Source organism: Planotetraspora thailandica (genome assembly GCF_016863335.1).
Taxonomy (GTDB): Bacteria; Actinomycetota; Actinomycetes; order Streptosporangiales; family Streptosporangiaceae; genus Planotetraspora; species Planotetraspora thailandica.
The window spans coordinates 43,169-59,590 of sequence record NZ_BOOR01000071.1; the positions used below are offsets into that span (position 1 = coordinate 43,169).

General features: G+C 70.4%; 13 protein-coding genes and 1 riboswitch. Of the genes, 5 read left to right on the top strand and 8 right to left on the bottom strand.

Annotated elements, in window-relative coordinates; translation table 11 throughout:
• Nucleotides 1-71 precede the first annotated feature (71 nt).
• A complete protein-coding gene (locus Pth03_RS35680) occupies nucleotides 72-419 on the bottom strand; it encodes an STAS domain-containing protein (RefSeq protein WP_203948898.1) in 348 nt (115 codons plus the stop codon).
• Nucleotides 420-634: 215 nt separating this feature from the next.
• Here Pth03_RS35680 and Pth03_RS35685 point away from each other — a divergent pair, with 215 nt between their 5' ends.
• On the top strand, nucleotides 635-3,529 hold the full coding sequence (locus Pth03_RS35685) for an FAD-binding and (Fe-S)-binding domain-containing protein (protein WP_239119616.1): 2,895 nt from the start codon (nucleotides 635-637) through the stop codon (nucleotides 3,527-3,529).
• Here the strand turns inward: Pth03_RS35685 and Pth03_RS35690 are convergent.
• Both Pth03_RS35690 and Pth03_RS35695 read right to left on the bottom strand, forming a co-directional pair.
• Entirely contained in the window at nucleotides 3,478-4,581 is a 1,104-nt protein-coding gene (locus tag Pth03_RS35690) for an enolase C-terminal domain-like protein (RefSeq protein ID WP_203948900.1), read from the bottom strand. The two genes, Pth03_RS35685 and Pth03_RS35690, sit on opposite strands and share 52 nt — an antisense overlap.
• Nucleotides 4,578-6,383, bottom strand: a complete 1,806-nt coding sequence (locus tag Pth03_RS35695; RefSeq protein ID WP_203948901.1) for a thiamine pyrophosphate-requiring protein — start codon at nucleotides 6,381-6,383, stop codon at nucleotides 4,578-4,580. The genes Pth03_RS35690 and Pth03_RS35695 overlap by 4 nt, the downstream gene beginning before the upstream one ends.
• Before the next feature lie 88 nt (nucleotides 6,384-6,471).
• Between Pth03_RS35695 and Pth03_RS35700 the strand changes: the two genes are divergently transcribed.
• Complete coding sequence (locus tag Pth03_RS35700; RefSeq protein ID WP_203948902.1) at nucleotides 6,472-8,202, top strand: glycoside hydrolase family 15 protein; 1,731 nt, start codon at nucleotides 6,472-6,474, stop codon at nucleotides 8,200-8,202.
• A 175-nt stretch (nucleotides 8,203-8,377) separates the two neighbouring features.
• Nucleotides 8,378-9,745 carry a sensor histidine kinase gene (locus tag Pth03_RS35705; RefSeq protein ID WP_203948903.1) on the top strand — a complete coding sequence of 456 codons (1,368 nt, stop codon included), beginning with the start codon at nucleotides 8,378-8,380 and terminating at the stop codon, nucleotides 9,743-9,745.
• Nucleotides 9,746-9,780: 35 nt separating this feature from the next.
• On the opposite strand, the gene Pth03_RS35710 is transcribed toward Pth03_RS35705, so the two are convergent.
• The 3 genes from Pth03_RS35710 to Pth03_RS35720 all read right to left on the bottom strand — a co-directional run bounded on the left by Pth03_RS35710 (nucleotide 9,781) and on the right by Pth03_RS35720 (nucleotide 11,959).
• Nucleotides 9,781-10,005: a hypothetical protein gene (locus tag Pth03_RS35710; protein ID WP_203948904.1), complete on the bottom strand. Its 225-nt coding sequence runs from the start codon at nucleotides 10,003-10,005 to the stop codon at nucleotides 9,781-9,783.
• Nucleotides 10,006-10,106: 101 nt separating this feature from the next.
• Nucleotides 10,107-11,099, bottom strand: a complete 993-nt coding sequence (locus Pth03_RS35715; protein ID WP_203948905.1) for an LLM class F420-dependent oxidoreductase — start codon at nucleotides 11,097-11,099, stop codon at nucleotides 10,107-10,109.
• Complete coding sequence (locus tag Pth03_RS35720) at nucleotides 11,096-11,959, bottom strand: helix-turn-helix transcriptional regulator (protein WP_203948906.1); 864 nt, start codon at nucleotides 11,957-11,959, stop codon at nucleotides 11,096-11,098. Before Pth03_RS35720 ends, Pth03_RS35715 begins: the two co-directional genes overlap by 4 nt.
• Nucleotides 11,960-12,095: 136 nt before the next feature.
• Here Pth03_RS35720 and Pth03_RS35725 point away from each other — a divergent pair, with 136 nt between their 5' ends.
• Both Pth03_RS35725 and Pth03_RS35730 read left to right on the top strand, forming a co-directional pair.
• Nucleotides 12,096-13,127: an aldo/keto reductase gene (locus Pth03_RS35725; protein ID WP_203948907.1), complete on the top strand. Its 1,032-nt coding sequence runs from the start codon at nucleotides 12,096-12,098 to the stop codon at nucleotides 13,125-13,127.
• A gap of 174 nt (nucleotides 13,128-13,301) precedes the next feature.
• Complete coding sequence (locus tag Pth03_RS35730; RefSeq protein ID WP_203948908.1) at nucleotides 13,302-14,192, top strand: DMT family transporter; 891 nt, start codon at nucleotides 13,302-13,304, stop codon at nucleotides 14,190-14,192.
• 12 nt (nucleotides 14,193-14,204) lie between these two features.
• Here the strand turns inward: Pth03_RS35730 and Pth03_RS35735 are convergent, their stop codons facing one another.
• Together Pth03_RS35735 and Pth03_RS35740 are read right to left on the bottom strand one after the other, a co-directional pair.
• Nucleotides 14,205-14,948, bottom strand: a complete 744-nt coding sequence (locus Pth03_RS35735; RefSeq protein WP_203948909.1) for a CbtA family protein — start codon at nucleotides 14,946-14,948, stop codon at nucleotides 14,205-14,207.
• An 18-nt stretch (nucleotides 14,949-14,966) separates the two neighbouring features.
• Complete coding sequence (locus Pth03_RS35740) at nucleotides 14,967-15,179, bottom strand: CbtB domain-containing protein (protein ID WP_203948910.1); 213 nt, start codon at nucleotides 15,177-15,179, stop codon at nucleotides 14,967-14,969.
• Between the two features lie 31 nt (nucleotides 15,180-15,210).
• Nucleotides 15,211-15,375, bottom strand: a riboswitch (cobalamin riboswitch).
• Nucleotides 15,376-16,422 lie beyond the last annotated feature (1,047 nt).

Below are 16,422 nucleotides of genomic sequence, written 5' to 3' on the forward strand. Positions count from 1 at the left end.
GAACCCGCGTCATCATCCCGACATGTTCGCGAAACACACTTTTCGCCGCCAAGTCATGGCCCTCGGGGGATCTAGAGGGGTCGGCGGACGCGCGCGGGGGCGACGTCGATCTCTTCCATATGGTCGTCGAAACCGGCGATCATCAGCAGCCGGCCGATCATGGGGGTCAGGTCCGTCAGGACGAGGGTGCCCCCCTCCTTGCGGAGTCTCTCCTTGACGTGGATCAGCACGCGCAACCCCGAGCAGTCCATGAACGAGACCTGGCTCATGTCCATTTCGAGGCAGGTGGCGTCCGACTGCTGGAGCGAGGCGTCGAGCACCGACTCGAAGTGCTCCGCGGTCGCTATGTCGATCTCTCCACGGGGGCGAACGTGAGTTTGTTGCTCAGATGGCTCCACCGTGACGTTCAGCTGCTCCATCGCAACCTCCGAGAAGCGGCTCGGCGGCATGCCGGATGGCACGTAGCTAACAGGCCGGATGGCACCTAGCTAACAGAACGAGCCGCCTTCGCGCCTCCCAAACCGGGCAAAACCGCCGCAAATCTTTCTCCCGGCCGTCGGGGCGCCACCCCTGATCAAGGTGCGGCCGGAGGGGGCGCCGCTTACCTGGTCGTATGCCGGGTAAGGCGTGCAACATGTCGCTTTATCGCGATCTATCGGCGCGAGTGGACGGCGAGGTGCGGATCGACGAAGGATCTCTGGCCGCCTACTCCCACGACTCGTCGAACTACCGCCAGACGCCGGCCGTCGTCGTCGTGCCCCGGACCGTGGACGCGGGGGCCGAGGCCGTACGGGTCTGCCATGAGCACGGGGCGCCGATTCACTCACGCGGCGGCGGCACCAGCCTGGCCGGGCAGTGCGTCAACAGCGGAGTCGTGATCGACTGGTCCAAATACTGCACGCGCCTGCTGTCGGTCGAGGAAGACCGGGCGCTGGTGGAGCCCGGCATCTGCCTGGACGACCTCAACGCCCGGCTCGCCGACCGGCGGCTGATGGTCGGGCCGAAACCGGCCACCCACGACACCTGCACGATCGGCGGGATGATCGGCAACAACTCCTGCGGCGCGTCCGCACAGGCGTACGGCAAGATGGTCGACTCGGTGATCCGCCTGGAGGTGCTCACCTACGGCGGGCTGCGCATGTGGGTGGGGGAGACCTCCGACGAGGAATACGACCGGATCGTCGCGCTCGGCGGCAGGCGGGGGGAGATCTACCAGGCGCTGCGGGCCCTGCGGGGGGAGCATCTCGCGCTGATCCGCACCCGATATCCCGACATCCCCCGCCGGGTTTCCGGCTACAACCTCGACTCGCTGCTACCCGAGAACGGATTCGACGTGGCCCGGGCACTGGTGGGCAGCGAGTCGACGCTGGTCACCGTGTTGCGGGCGGAGATCAGGCTCTTCCCCGTCCCGCCGTACCAGTCGCTGGCCGTGCTGGGCTACGACGACATCGCCGCCGCGGGAGACGCGGTGGCGGCGGTCACCGCACACCGGCCCCTGGCCGTCGAGGGCCTCGACCATGAACTGATGAAGCTCGCCCGCGAGGAACGGTTCGCCGACGAACAGACGCTGGGGGAACTGCCCGAGGGGTCGGGGTGGCTGATGGTGCGCTTCGGGGGCGACACCCAGCGGCAGGCCGACGAACGGGCACGCGCGCTGATCGACGGCGTCGACGGGGTGCACACCGCCCTCATCGGCGATCCGGCCGAGGAGGAACGGTTGTGGAAGGTCCGCGAGGCGGGGCTCGGCGCGACCGCCTACCCTCCCGACAACCCCGACACCCACGAAGGATGGGAGGACGCGGCCGTCCCCCCGGAACGGCTCGGCGACTACCTGCGCGACTTCCGCGGCCTCCTCCACTCGTTCGGCTACCGCAACAGCTCGCTCTACGGCCATTTCGGGCAGGGGTGCGTGCACACCCGCACGCCGTTCGATCTCGACGACCCGCAGGGGGTGGCCACCTACCGGCGGTTCGTGGAGGAGGCGGCCCGCCTCGTGGCCTCCTACGGCGGGTCGCTGTCCGGCGAGCACGGCGACGGGCAGGCGCGCGGCGAACTCCTGCCGATCATGTTCGGTGACGAGATCATGGACGTGTTCGCCGAGTTCAAGCGCATCTGGGATCCGGACAGGAAGATGAACCCCGGGAAGATCGTCGATCCGTACCGGGTGGACGAGAACCTCGACCATCTGACCTACCACCCAGAAGAGCCCCGGACCCACTTCGACTTCCCCCGCGACGGGCACCGGTTCGCCCACGCGGCGGCGCGCTGCGTCGGCATCGGGAAATGCCGTTCGACCTCCGGCGGGGTGATGTGCCCCAGCTACCGCGCCACCCGCGAGGAACGGCACAGCACCCGGGGCAGGGCCCGCATCCTGATGGAGATGATGCGCGGGGAGACCATCGCCGACGGGTGGCGGTCCGGGGACGTGCGCGACGCCCTCGACCTGTGCCTCGCCTGCAAGGGCTGCCGGGGCGAATGCCCCGTCCACGTGGACATGGCGACCTACAAGGCGGAGTTCCTGTCCCACCACTACCGGTGGCGGCTTCGGCCCGCCGCGCACTACTCGATGGGCTGGCTCCCGCTGTGGGCCATGCTGGCCTCGGCGGCGCCCCAGCTGGTCAACACGCTGACCCACGCCCCCGGCTTGAGCCGGATGATCAAGGCGGCGGGGGGCGTCGACGGCCGGCGTGAGCTGCCGCGATTCGCCCCCGAGCGCTTCACCGACTGGTTCAAGGGCCGGCCCCCGGCGACCGGCGACCCCGTCGTGTTGTGGCCCGACACCTTCACCGACAACTTCCGCCCCGAGGCGGCCAAGGCGGCCGTGCGCCTGCTGGAGGCCTGCGGGTTCCGCGTCGAGGTGCCGCCGGTGCCGCTGTGCTGCGGCCTCACCTGGATCTCCACCGGCCAGCTCGGCGTGGCCCAGCGGGTGCTGCGCCGGACGGCGGACGCCCTCGCCCCCCGGCTGCGGCGAGGCGTGCCGGTCGTCGGGCTGGAGCCCAGCTGCCTGGCCGTCCTGCGGTCCGACGGTCCGGAACTGCTGTCCGGCGACCTCAACGTGCGGCTGCTGGCGGAGCGGGCGAAGTCCTTGTCGGAGGTGCTGTTCGACCGGGCGCCCCCGGCGCCGCTGCCCGGCACGGGCATCCGCGCGATCGCGCAGCCGCACTGCCACCAGCACTCCCTCTGGGGCTTCGACGCCGATCGCCGGCTTCTGGAGCGGGTCGGCGTCCAGGTCGAGGTGCTCGACGCCGGATGCTGCGGCCTGGCCGGCAACTTCGGCTTCGAACGCGGCCACCACGAGATATCGGCGCAGATCGCCGAGCTCGGACTGTGGCCCGCCGTACGGCAGGCGGGGGAGGGCACCAGGATCCTCGCCGACGGCTTCTCCTGCCGGACCCAGATCGAGTCGGGCACGGCCGCGCGGCCGGTCCATCTCGCCGAACTCCTCGCTGAGGTGCTGCTCCGCGACCGGGCCGAGGGTCAGCCGACGCGGTACGGCTCGGCGTCGCGCCGCCGCATGGTCAGGCCGTGACCGGGGGCGTGCGCGTCCGGGCGGATCGTGCCGCCCGCCGGGTCGAGCACGCCGTCGAAGAACATCGACTCGATACGCACATGATCGTGGAACCACTCCAGGTGGCGCAGGTTGGGGGTGGCCGCGGCGGCGTGCGCGTGCAGATGGGGTGCGCAGTGGCCGGAGACCTGCAGGCCGTGGGAGGCGGCGACGGCCGCGACCCGCAGCCATTCGCTGATACCGCCGCAGCGGGAGGCGTCCGCCTGCAGGCAGTCGACCGCCCCCGCCTCGCACATCCGCCGGAAGTACGGCAGGTCGCACCCGTATTCGCCGGCCGCCACGTCGGGGAGCACGGCTGCGCGGACATCCGCCAGGCCGCGCAGATCGTCGGAGGAGACCGGCTCCTCGAACCAGCGCACGTCCAGAGCGGCCGCCTCGCGCATCACCCGGACTGCCTGTTTGGCGGTGTAGGAGCCGTTCGCGTCGACGTAGAGCTCGGCGCCGGCGCCAATGATCTCGCGGGCGCGGCTCATGCGCTCCAGGTCGCGCGTCTCCCGCGTGCCCCACGACTCGCCGATCTTGATCTTCACGCGGGGGATCCGCAGGCCGGTCGCCCAATGCGACAGCTGATCGGCGAGCCGGCGCTCGTCGTAGGAGGTGAAGCCGCCGCTGCCGTACACCGGCACCTCGTCGCGCACCGCCCCGAGCAGGCGGTGCAGCGGCAGGCCGAGCAGCCGCGCCTTGAGGTCCCACAACGCCACGTCGACGGCCGAGATCGCGTAGCCGGCCACGCCAGGACGCCCGTCATTGCGCACGGCACGCACCATGGCCTGCCAGGCGCCGGCGACGTCGAGCGCGGAACGGCCGCGGACCACCCCGGCGAGCCGGCCCGAGATGACCGCCGCGCACGCGGCAGTGCCGTACGTCCATCCGATGCCGCGCTCCCCGGCGGCGCGCACCTCGGCCACCACCAGCGTCGTGGAGTCCCACGCGAGCGTCCCGTCGGCCTCGGGCGCGTCGGCCGGCACCGTGTAGGCGCTCGCCGTGACGGACTCGACCGGCGCGTCGATCATGCGTCGCCGCTGTGACGACCGTGCGGCAGGAACTCCTGCACCTTCGTCTTGAGGCCCTCCCTGATGACGCCCCAGCGGTTCTCGTCGCCCTTCAGGAGGGCCTGGGCGGAGTCCTTCATCTGCTCGAAGGTCGCGTGCGGCGGGATGGGCGGCACGTCGGGGTCGACGTGCACGTCCAGCAAGGTGGGCCGGTCGGCTCGCAGCGCCTCGTCCCAGGCCGCCCCGAGCTGGTCTGGTTTATCCACTGTGAGGGCCTTCAAGCCGAGATCGGCGGCGAATGCGGCGTAGTCGACGTCAGGCAGCGTCTGCGACTCCGGGAACTTGGGCGCGCCCTGCATCGCCCGCATCTCCCACGTGACCTGGTTGAGGTCGTTGTTGTGCAGCACCGCGACGACCAGGCGCGGGTCCGGCCAGGCCTGCCAGTAGTGCTTGATCGTGATGAGCTCGGCCAGGCCGTTCATCTGCATCGCTCCGTCGCCGGCGAACACGATCACGGGGCGGTCCGGATGGGCGAACTTGGCGCCGATCCCGTACGGCACGCCGGGGCCCATCGTCGCCAGAGTGCCCGACAGCGACCCGCGCACGTCCCCGCGGAAGCGCAGGTTGCGCGCGTACCAGTTGGCGGCCGAGCCCGAGTCCGCCGTGACGATCGCATCGGCGGGAAGGCGGTCGGAGAGCTCGTGGAACAGCCGCATCGGGTTGATGGGCGCGGCGTCGATCATGGCCTCCATGGTCATGGTCTCCCACCACCGCTCCACACCCGCCTCGATCTTCTCGCGCCAGGACCGGTCCTCCTTGCGCTTCAGCAACGGAATGAGGGCCCTGAGGGTCGCGGCCGCGTCTCCCACCAGGTTCACCTCGTAGGGATAACGCATGCCGATCATGCGGGGGTCGATGTCGATCTGCACGGCCCGCGCCTGATCGAGCTCGGGCATGAACTGCGTGTACGGGAAGCTCGACCCCACCGTGAGCAGGGTGTCGCAGCCGTTCATCATCTCGTAGCTCGGCCGTGTGCCGAGCAGCCCGATCGACCCGGTCACGTACGGAAGGTCGTCGGGCAGCACGTCCTTGCCCAGCAGCGCCTTGGCCACGCCGGCACCCAGCAGGTCGGCGACCTCCTCCAGCTCCGCGCGGGCGCCGCGGGCTCCGGCCCCGGCCAGGATCGCGATCTTCTTGCCGGAGTTCAGCAGATCCGCGGCGCGGCGGATCCCGGCGTCGTCGGGGGAGACGGTCGGCCAGTCGACGCCCAGGCTGGACGGGACCATCTTGAACGCGTGACCGGGCGGCGAATACTCGAGCTCCTGCACGTCGGCAGGCACGATGACCGCGGTCGGGGCCCTTTCCGCCATCGCCACGCGGATCGCCCGGTCGAGCACGTTGGGGATCTGCTCGGGCACGGTGACCATCTGCACGTATTCGCCGGCCACGTCCTTGAACAGCGTCAGCAGGTCGACCTCCTGCTGGTAGGAGCCGCCCATCGCGCTGCGGTTGGTCTGGCCGACGATCGCCACCACGGGGACGTGGTCGAGCTTGGCGTCGTAGAGCCCGTTGAGCAGGTGGATGGCTCCCGGCCCCGAGGTGGCCGCGCAGACGCCGAGGAGGCCGGAGAACTTGGCGTAGCCGACGGCCTCGAAGGCGCTCATCTCCTCATGCCGGGACTGCACGAACATCGGCCGGTCGCCGGCCCGCCCCCAGGCGGCGAGCAGGCCGTTGATGCCGTCGCCCGGATACCCGAAGACCTTCTCCACTCCCCATTCGCGCAGTCGTTCGAGAATGTGGTCGGCAACTGTGTTCGAGGCCATCGCTACCTCCAGAAACGTCGCTCCTCGGGTTCGCCTACCCCCACATCGGCCGACCTACCATGGCCTTCGTCGGGCGGGGGGTGATGACATGAACGGAACGGGGCCGCACGCCCTGCGTGAATACGCCATGATCGCCGACGGGGAGCGCGGGGCGCTGGTCGGCCCCGACGGCGATCTCGCGTGGATGTGCTTCCCCTCGTGGGAGTGTCCTTCGGTCTTCGGCGCGCTGGTCGGCGGGCCGGGCCTCTATTGGCTGCGTCCCGAGGACGGCTGGCGGGTCTGGGGCGGCTACTACGAGGAGCGCAGCCTGATCTGGCGCAGTCGCTGGGTGACCTCCGGCGGGTTGGTCGAATGCAGGCAGGCTCTCGCCCGCCCCGCCGGCCGGGACTCCGCCGTGCTGCTGAGGCGCGTCCACGCCGTGCGCGGGGCGGCCCGCGTCCAGGTTCAGCTCGACGTCAGAGCGGGGTTCGGCCGGCACCCCATGGCCGGGCCGTATGACGAGGGGGGGATGTGGACCGCCCACAGCGGTGACGTGCACATCCGCTGGGCGGGCGCGGACGGCGCGGTGCCCACCGAGGACGGGCTGACCCTCCGCCTCGACCTCGAGCCGGGGGCACACCACGACCTCGTGCTCGAACTGTCCTCGCGCCGCCGGACCGGGCCCCTGACCGGGCCGGACCTGTGGAAGGCCACCGAGGACGCCTGGCACGCGGACGTGCCCGCGTGCGACGACACGATCGCCCCGCGGGACGCGCAACTCGCCTACGCCGTGCTGACCGGCATGACCAGCGGCTCCGGTGGGATGGCGGCGGCCGCCACCACGTCGCTGCCCGAGCGCGCGGGAGCCGGCCGCAATTACGACTACCGGTACGCGTGGATACGCGACCAGTGCTACGCCGGCCAGGCGGTGGCCGTCCACGGGGGCAGACTCGACCTGCTCGACGCCGCCGTGCGGTTCGTCGGCGAGCGGATCTCGGCGGACGGGGACCGGCTCAGGCCCGCCTACACCGTGGCCGGGGGGCCAGTGCCTCGCCAGGAGAGCCTGGCCCTGCCCGGTTACCCGGGATCACACATGATCGTCGGCAACCGTGTCGCCGACCAGTTCCAGCTCGACGTCTTCGGGGAGGCCCTGCTGCTGTTCGCCGCGGCGGCCCGGGCGGACCGGTTGCCGCCGGAGACCGCTCACGCCGTACGGACCGCCGTCCAGGTGATCGCGGAACGGTTGGAACGGCCGGACGCCGGAATCTGGGAGACCGAGGACCGGCGCTGGACGCATTCGCGGCTGATCTGCGCGGCCGGGCTGAACGCGGCCGCCGGAGTCCTCGCGACCCCCGCCGAGGCCGAGCGACGGCGGTCACTCGCGGCCACGCTGCTGGACGCGGCAGCCCGGACGGGCCTGAACCCGTCCGGTCACTGGCGGCGCGCCCCGGGCGACGACCGCGTCGACGCGTCGTTGCTCCTGCCGCCGCTGCGCGGCACGCCGGACGCCGGCGACCCCCGGACGCTCGCGACCTTGGCGGCGGTCCGCGACCGCCTGACCGTCGAGGGCTTCGTCTACCGCTATCGGGCGGACGAACGGCCGCTCGGCGAGGCGGAGGGCGCCTTCACCCTGTGCGGCTTCCTGCTGGCGCTCGCCGAGCACCAGCAGGGCAACCGGGCCGAGGCCCTGGGGTGCTTCGAGCGGGTCCGGTCGGCCTGCGGCACCGCCGGGCTGTTCACCGAGGAGTACGACGTGGTTCAGCGGCAGCTGCGGGGCAACCTGCCGCAGGCGTTCGTTCATGCCCTGCTTCTGGAAGGCGCGACCCTCCTGGCTTCTTGATCACGGCCGCCCGGGGGCTCTGCTGGCTTCCATGAGAAATGGTGGCTGGCGGTAACGACAAACCGCAACGGAGTGTGAAATATGGACGCATACAGTATGCGCCAGGTGGGTGAGGGGGTGCTCCGTGGCCGGTACCGGCGGTCTGCTGACGCGTCTTCGCGGGTGGGTGTCACGGATGCCCCCGCGCTCGATTCGTGGGCGTCTGACGGCTCTGGTGACGTTGCTGGCGCTGTTGTTGCTGGTGCCCACGGGAATCGCGGAGGCGGTGATCGGACGTCAGGCCGTCGCGGACGGGATCTGGCTGGAGGTGCGCCAGCAGGCGGGGATCACGGCGGCTCTGGTGCGTGCGGGGCAACTGCCGGACACGACGCGTCCGCAGGTCGACGGGGTGCCGTTCGTGCAGGTGGTCGATGCGGCCAACCGCGTGGTGCTCGCCTCGCCGCAAGCGGCGGGTTGGCCGCCGCTGAGCTCGGTACATCCCCCGGCCGGCGCTCCAGAGGCGGATCTGAAGAGCTGCCCGCGGTTTTCCGGATGTCTGCGGGTGGCGGCGTTGCGGGTCACGCCGGCGGCGGATTCGCCGGTGGTGTACGCGGGGCGTCAGGCGGCCAGCGTAGGGCCGTTCGAGCAGTTCGGCCGGTTCTTCGGCCTGCAGGAGGGGGTGCTGACGATCTTGGCGGCATGGGCGACATGGAAGGTCACCGGGCGCACCTTGCGGCCGGTGGAGGAGATACGGGCCGACCTGGCGGCGATCGGCGGTGACGATGTCAGCAGCCGGGTGCCCGAACCCTCGGGACAGGACGAGATCGCCCGCCTGGCGCGGACGGTCAACGGCACGCTGAGCCGGATCGAGGAGGCCAAGCGCGGCACCGAGCGGGTGCTGATGCGCCAGCGGCAGTTCGTGGCCGATGCCTCCCACGAGTTGCGCACCCCGCTGGCGGGACTGCGCACGGAGCTGGAAGAGGCTCAGATGCATCCGGGAGAAACCGATCTTCCCGAACTGCTGGATCAGGCGTTGTTCGACGTGGACCGCCTGGAGACGATCATTGCGGATCTGCTGCTGCTGGCCCGGGTGGACTCGAGCGGAGAGGCCGAGCGCACGCGGGTGGATCTGTCGGACCTGGTGGAGGCCCAGGTGACGCGGCGGCTGGACCGGTTGCCGGTGCGGGTGACGGCCGAGCCGGGAGTGCACGTCACCGTGGTGCGCTCTCAGGTGGCCCGGGTCGTGGCCAATTTGCTGGACAACGCCCAGCGGCACGCCCGCCGCTCGGTGGAGGTCCACGTGAAGCGTGACGGAGCCACGGCGGTGTTGACGGTGATGGACGACGGGCCGGGGATCCCGGCGGCCGAGCGGGAGCGGATCTTCGAGCGGTTCACCCGGCTGGACACCGCACGCAGCCGCGACCACGGAGGCACCGGGCTGGGGCTGGCCATCGCCAGGGACGTCGCCCTGGCCCACGACGGAACCATCACGGCCTGCGAATCGCCCTCAGGCGGGGCCTGCTTCACTCTCCGGCTTCCCGGCGACGATGCGGAAATGGGATGAGGGCGCCTCAGGGAGACGCCCTCATTCCTGCCGGTTTACTTCTCGCTCTCGACGAGCGCGACGATGGCGGCGGCGTAGCGGAACAGCTGGCTGCGGCCGAGGTCGCCGATCGTGACGATGCCGAGCGCCCGGGTCAGCGCCTCGGCGGCAGCCGGGCCCACACCCGCGAGGGCGGCGACGGGGGCGTCCACGAGCTTGTCCAGGGTGTACTCCTCGTACTCCCGGTCGAGCAACTTGTCCAGGTTGGCAGAAACCGCCATGGGACATCTCCAATGTTTTCGATCTATATCACCGCTTGTACGGCGCGATCGGAATCTTTCCAGATTCGTCACGCACCAGTGATCCATCCGGTGAAACTGGCTCAGCGATCCCGGCCGGCCATCTCGCGCAGCGCGGCCAGGGTGTGCTCGCCGGCCGGATCTTCCGGCACGCTGGCTGGAACGACCGCGACCTCGTCGACCCCCGCCGCCGCGTACTCCTCCAGGCGGGCGCGCACGGCGTCGCCGTCCCCGACCAGGGCGACGGACGCGACCAGTTCGGCGGGGATCGCGGCGAGCAGGTCGCGCGGGTGCGGCCGGGTGCGCGCGAAGGAGACGAGCTCGCCGAACCCGGCCTCGGCGAACATCTCGCCGTATCCGGGGGCGGCCAGATATGCCACCACGGCCCGGCGGATCTGCTCAAGCGCCGCGTCGGACGGGCCGACGGCCGCGCTGATCCAGGCGGCCACCCGCGGCGCATCCCGCCCTGCCCGCTCCGCCTCGTCCCGCATCCGCTGGGCGAGGTCCGCCGCGGAACGTGGAGTGACGAGGTTCAGCACCATCCGGTCGGCGTGCCGCGCCGCGGTGCGCACGGCCGACGGGCCGAAGGCCGCGACGGTGAGCTCGGAGCCGGGGGCGGGCAGCCGCAGGTGATAGCCACGCGTGCGCACCACTTCGCCCTCGAACGTGGTCTTGTGACCGTCGAGGAGTCGCCGTACGGCAAGGGCGCTCTCCCGCAGGGCCGTACCGGAGCGGGTCCGGTCGCGCCCGTGCCATTCGCCGACGACCACGGGACTGGACGTGCCGATGGCCACACCGACTCGCCTGCCGGTCAGGCCGGCCACGGAGGCGACGCCCCGGGCGATGGTCATCGGGTCGCGGACGGCGACCGCCAGCGGGCCGACGGTCAGTGAGATGTGCCCGGTGGCGGCGGCGACGGCCGTGGCCAGGGAGAACGCGTCGTAGGTCGCCATCTCGCCGATCCACAACTCGCCGAATCCCAGCCGGTCGGCGGCCCGGGCCGTGACCAGCGCCTCCTCCGGAGGGCGGTCCTGCCAGTAGCCGAGCGAGACCGACAGCAGGGGCAGGGGAGTCACACGCGGTCCAGGATCTTCTCGGCGAAAGCCCGCAGCTTCGTCTCGGCCGCCGAGCCGCTCGGGGCCGTGTACGTGCACAGCCGCTGACCGGGGTCGGTGGGCAGGGGGAACGACTCGAAGGTCACCACGAGCTCGCCCACCTCCGCGTTGCGGATGCGCTTGACACCGAGGTTGAGCTCCCGGACGGTCTGCGCCTCCCACATCCGGCGGAACACCTCACTGCCGTCCTTCAGATCGCAGACCACCCGCTGCACACGGGCCTGGCCGACCCGCTGCCCGATCTCGGAGCGAAGCGTCGCGACGACACCCTCCGCGACGTCCTCCCAGTCGGGATACACCGCCCTGGCCTCGGGGTGGAGGAAGACCAGCCGGGCGGTGTTGCGCTCCTCCTCCGGCAGGGACTCGACGTCGAAGGCCAGCCGGCCGCCCAGGCGGTTCCACGCCAGCATGTCCATGCCCGGGCCGTACACGACGGCGGGGACGCTCTCGCCCATCGCGTCGAGTAGTTCCCTGATCTGCGGGCGCACCGGCGGCCGCGGCTCCGCGCCGGCATGGCAGATCTCCCCGTCGGCGCGGCGCCGGGGCAGTGTGATGTTGCGCAGGAAGGCGCGCTCGTCGCGGTTCAGGCGCAGCGCCCGGGCGATCGCGTCGATCACCGCGTCGGAGATGGCGGGGGCGCGTCCCTGCTCGATACGGGTGTAGTAGTCGACGCTGATCCCGGCCAGCTGGGCGACCTCCTCGCGGCGCAGCCCCCGCACCCTCCGCCGGGCGATCCCGTCCGGGAGGCCGAGCGCGGTGGCGTCCAGCGAGGCGCGCCGCGCCTTGAGGAATGGAGTGATCTCATCGGCGGCATGACCCATACCTGCCATTATGTGGCGCTCCCGGGGGCTGGGGTGGTTCTGACAGACCCAGGTTGAGCCGGACCTGGTGCGATCAAGGGCGGGCAACGGACGCTGTACCGGTATCGGAGAGACGACCTCGCTGGAGGCAGCACCTATGAAGCGCAGAACCCTTGGCGGCACCGGCATCTCGGTGAGCGAATTCGCGCTCGGCACGATGATGTTCGGCAGCTTCGGCAACGGTGACCACGACGAGGGCGTGCGAATCATCAACCGCGCCCTCGACGCCGGGATCAACTTCGTCGACACCGCCGACGTCTATTCGGCGGGGGAGTCGGAGGAGATCGTCGGCAAGGCGATCAAAGGCCGGCGCGACGAGGTCGTGCTCTCGACCAAGGCCGGCCTGCAGACGGGCCAGGAGGACAACCACGGCGGAGCGTCGCGGCGCTGGCTCGTCCGGCAGCTGGAAGCCAGCCTGCGCCGCCTCGGCACCGACCACGTCGACCTGTACCAGATCCACCGCCCCGACCCCCGTACGGACGTCGACGAAACCCTTGCCGCGCTGACCGACCTGGTCAGGGCGGGCAAGGTGCGGGCCGTGGGCAGCTCCACGTTTCCGGCCGAGCAGATCGTCGAGGCGCAGTGGGCCGCCGAGCGGCGCGGTCATGTGCGGTTCCGCACCGAGCAGCCGCCGTACTCGATCCTGGCGCGCGGCGTGGAGGCGGCCGTGCTGCCCGCGGCGCAGAAGTACGGCATGGGCGTGCTGACCTGGGGGCCCCTGTCGGCGGGCTGGTTGTCCGGGCGCTACACGCAGGCGGCCGACATCGACCTGACGGCGGGCACGGGCCGCACGGCCTTCGAACGCCACAAGTTCGACCCGTCGCTGCCGGAGAACGCGCGCAAGCTCCAGGCCGTCGGCGAGCTGTCGAAGCTGGCCGACGAGGCCGGCCTGCCGCTGCCGCACCTGGCGGTCGGATTCGTGTTGTCGCACCCGGCGGTGACCTCGGTGATCATCGGGCCGCGGACCATGGAGCACCTCGACAGCCTGCTGACCGGTGCGGGGGTGGTGCTGGAAGACGACGTGCTGGACCGCATCGACGAGATCGTCCCGCCCGGCACCGACCTCAACCCGGCCGACAACTACCACGTGCAGCCCGCGCTGACCGACAAGTCCCTGCGGCGCAGGTGAGCGTGACTTTTCCAGGGCAAGTCATGACTTTTTCATGAATGCGGGACAAGGATGACCTGCGCTTGGCCGGGTAGTGCGTTGGGGCAGTGGGAGGAAAGGTGGTCGATCATGGCGCGATCTCGCTCCAGGGCCGTCGCCTGACCAGCCGGTGATCGCCTTGGTCCGGAGACCGCCATGATCAGCACCGTGCTCGTCGGGCTCACGGCCGCGTGCCTCCTTGGTCTGGGGTTCGTGGCCCAGCAGCACGTGGCCTACGCCGAGCCCCTCGGCGAGATGCTCCGCCTGCGCCTGCTGCTGCACCTGGTGCGCAAACCCCTCTGGCTGGCGGGGGTCGCCGTCATGGTCGGAGGCCAGGTCCTCGGCGCGATGGCGTTGCGGCACGCCGACGTGGCCCTGGTCGAGCCCCTCCTGGCGACCAACCTGATCTTCGCGCTCGAAGGGGCGGCCATGCTGTACGGCGAGCGCATCGGGCTGACGGAGTGGATCGGCGCGGTGCTGGTCAGCGGGGGCGTGGCCGTCTTCCTGGTGTTCGGAGAGCCGCACGGCGGGCAGGCGCCGGAGGCCGGCTCACCCGTGTGGATCGCCGTGCTGGTCCTCATCGTGATGGCGGCGGTGCTGGTCCTCACTGCCCTGAGAACCGGCCTGCAGACCAAGGCGATGCTGCTGGCCGCCGCCGCCGGCACCCTGTACGGCCTGCAGGATGTGCTGACCCGGGGGTCGCTGCTCACCCTCGACAGAGGGTGGGGGGCGCTCATCGCGACGTGGCAGCCGTACCTGCTGATCGTCATCGCTCTGAGCGGCATCCTGCTCAACCAGAGCGCGTTCGACGCCGCACCGTTGCGGATCTCCCTGCCCGCCACCACGGCGGCCGAGCCGATCACCGGGATCGTCCTGGGGGTCGTGATCTTCAGCGAGCACCTTCGCGTCGACCCCGGTGCCCTGGCGGGCGAAGTCGCGGGCCTCGTCGCCCTGGTCGCGGGCATCATCGTGCTTGGGCGATCGCCCTTCCTGGCCAAATCGGAGCAGGGACAGACCGAACGGCCGGGTGCGGCGCCCCGGCGGTAGGCCTGTCCCCTCTCAGACTCCGACGGACGTGGGGGTCTCGGCCGCCCTGCGGCCGTTGAGGACACGCTCGGCCAGCGCGCCGAACAGCAGCCCCAGCGTCGCCCACACCGTGAACTGGATGGCCAGCGACGCCAGCCGGAACCGCCACAACACCGTCGCGGAGAAGTCCGCAGGGACCTCGTCGATCCCCGGCATCACCACGAAGACGACCGTGATGACGACGACGAAGGCGCCCACCGCCGCGAGCGTGGCGTTCCAGGCGCCCAGCCGTGGCGCCAGCAGGCGGCCCGTGTAGACCGCCAAGGCGGTTGTGAGCAGGCTCAGCAGGATCATCGTGAAATACAGCGTCGTACGGGAGCCGATGGTGTCTTCGCTGCCCACCGCTGGAGGATTAGGCGGATATTTCAGGTATGGCACCACATAGACGGCGGCGAACCCGACCAGGGCCACCAGCGCCGCCGTCGTCCGCGGGCCGAACGCGCCGATCCGGCCGTGCGCGAAGGCGAAGGCGATCGAGAACAGCCCGCCGAAGGCCACGCCGTACACGACCAGAGCCGTGATCAGGCCCGCCGTCTCCTGGACGGTTCGGCTGAACACCTCCGCCTCATGCCCCTCGCCGCCCGCGGCCGCCCTGGCCTCCTCGAACGAGATGGCCAGCGCGACCTGCGGTTCGCCGAGGAACCACGCGACGACGTACGCCAAGACCGCGGCGGCGAGCCCGACGAGCATGCCGCGGATCAACAGGGAACGCATCATGAAGGACTCGCCCCGCCGTCAGTGGCAGGGGAATCCGAGCAGATGCCGCCCGTCGTGGACGAACTCGTGTACCGCATGGCCGCTGATGATCGACGTGGCTCCCTGCTCGGCGCCGACGAAGTAGAGCAGGACGAGGCCGAGCGCGGCGGCGAAGATCGCCCAGGGAACGATCTCGCGTACCGGGATGCGGAGCGGAACAGGCTGACGCGAAGGTACGGCGACGTTGGCCACTGAATTTCTCCTCTCGGGGTTCACGCGCCCCGATGATGGAGGACAACGGGTCAGTCTCCTGACTCCCGGGTCGACGTGCCTCCCGACCTGCCCGCTGTGTAAGCCGTGGTCATGAGGGGGAGGCACTTCCCGGTCACAGTGGCGGGACCGTCCTGGAATCGCACCAGGTTCCTGCACACCGTCGCCTCTGTCTTGATTTGTCGCCGTAAGGGTCTCCTTTTCCGCATACGTCGTCAAGACGGCACTTGAAGATGTATCCCCGATCACGGCGGTCCAGGAGGGCTTCGGAGGGGTTTTCGGAGCGGCGCGCGGGTTTGGGGTGGGGCGCGCGGGTTGGGGGAGAGGCGATGCGTCGGAGGAACGGTGGCACGTGGGGGTAGGCGTCGGCACGCTGATCTTTGCGCCGGTCGGCGAGTGGGATGTCCCGCTGATCCCGGTTCTTGTGATCAGGCATGGTCACTCCCGGGGAGTGATATGTGCGTTCCTTATCGAGTTGATCCGCGTACCCGCCGGAGAACGTATTCATATTCGGCCGCGGCTAATCGCCCGTCCCGCTCTGCCCCCCTGTCGCCATGCCTCCGACCTGGGCCGGCCCGAGGGTGTGGCGTTGCGCAGTGGTTTGCAAGTGTGCGGGTCATCGTCTCTGATCGCATGAGTCTTTGACGGCGGTGACGCCGCCGGCATGCCGGATGCCCGCACGCGTCGGAGGGATTCTCGTGAACGGTTGCACGTCGGTTGGTGGAGTTCTCCAATAGCAGGCTCCAAATGTCCAGATATTTCATGGCGGCGACGCTGTAGAAATTGTGTTCTAAAGCAATGGTAAATATTAACGATCTCTGGCATTATTCAAACAGAGTTTCGATTGAGGAGGTGTGTTGTGCAGGGATCGTGTGCCGGTCGCTCTGCGTCTGCGCCATCCTCATCCGGCGGGTCGGCCTCACCGGAAGACGCGTCGGACGTTCCTGCGTGGTGGGCGGAAGCGCGGGAGCAGGCCCGTTCGTGGCTGTCGGACGGCAGTTCTGCGTTGAGCTCAGCGACGCGAAAGCAAGCGTCTGAGCCCGAGCCTCATGCCCCGCGTACCTCGACTCAATCGAACACAACCGTCGGGTCCACCGCGCCGCCGGGCTCGACTACCTCGGCCGGGTCTCCCGCGTCGGGAGGCTCGGCTGAGCTTGCTGGGTTGGGTTCGGGCGGTTTGGTGGCGGTGCTGGTGGATGCCGCGTCCGCGCTGGCGTTGGTCGAA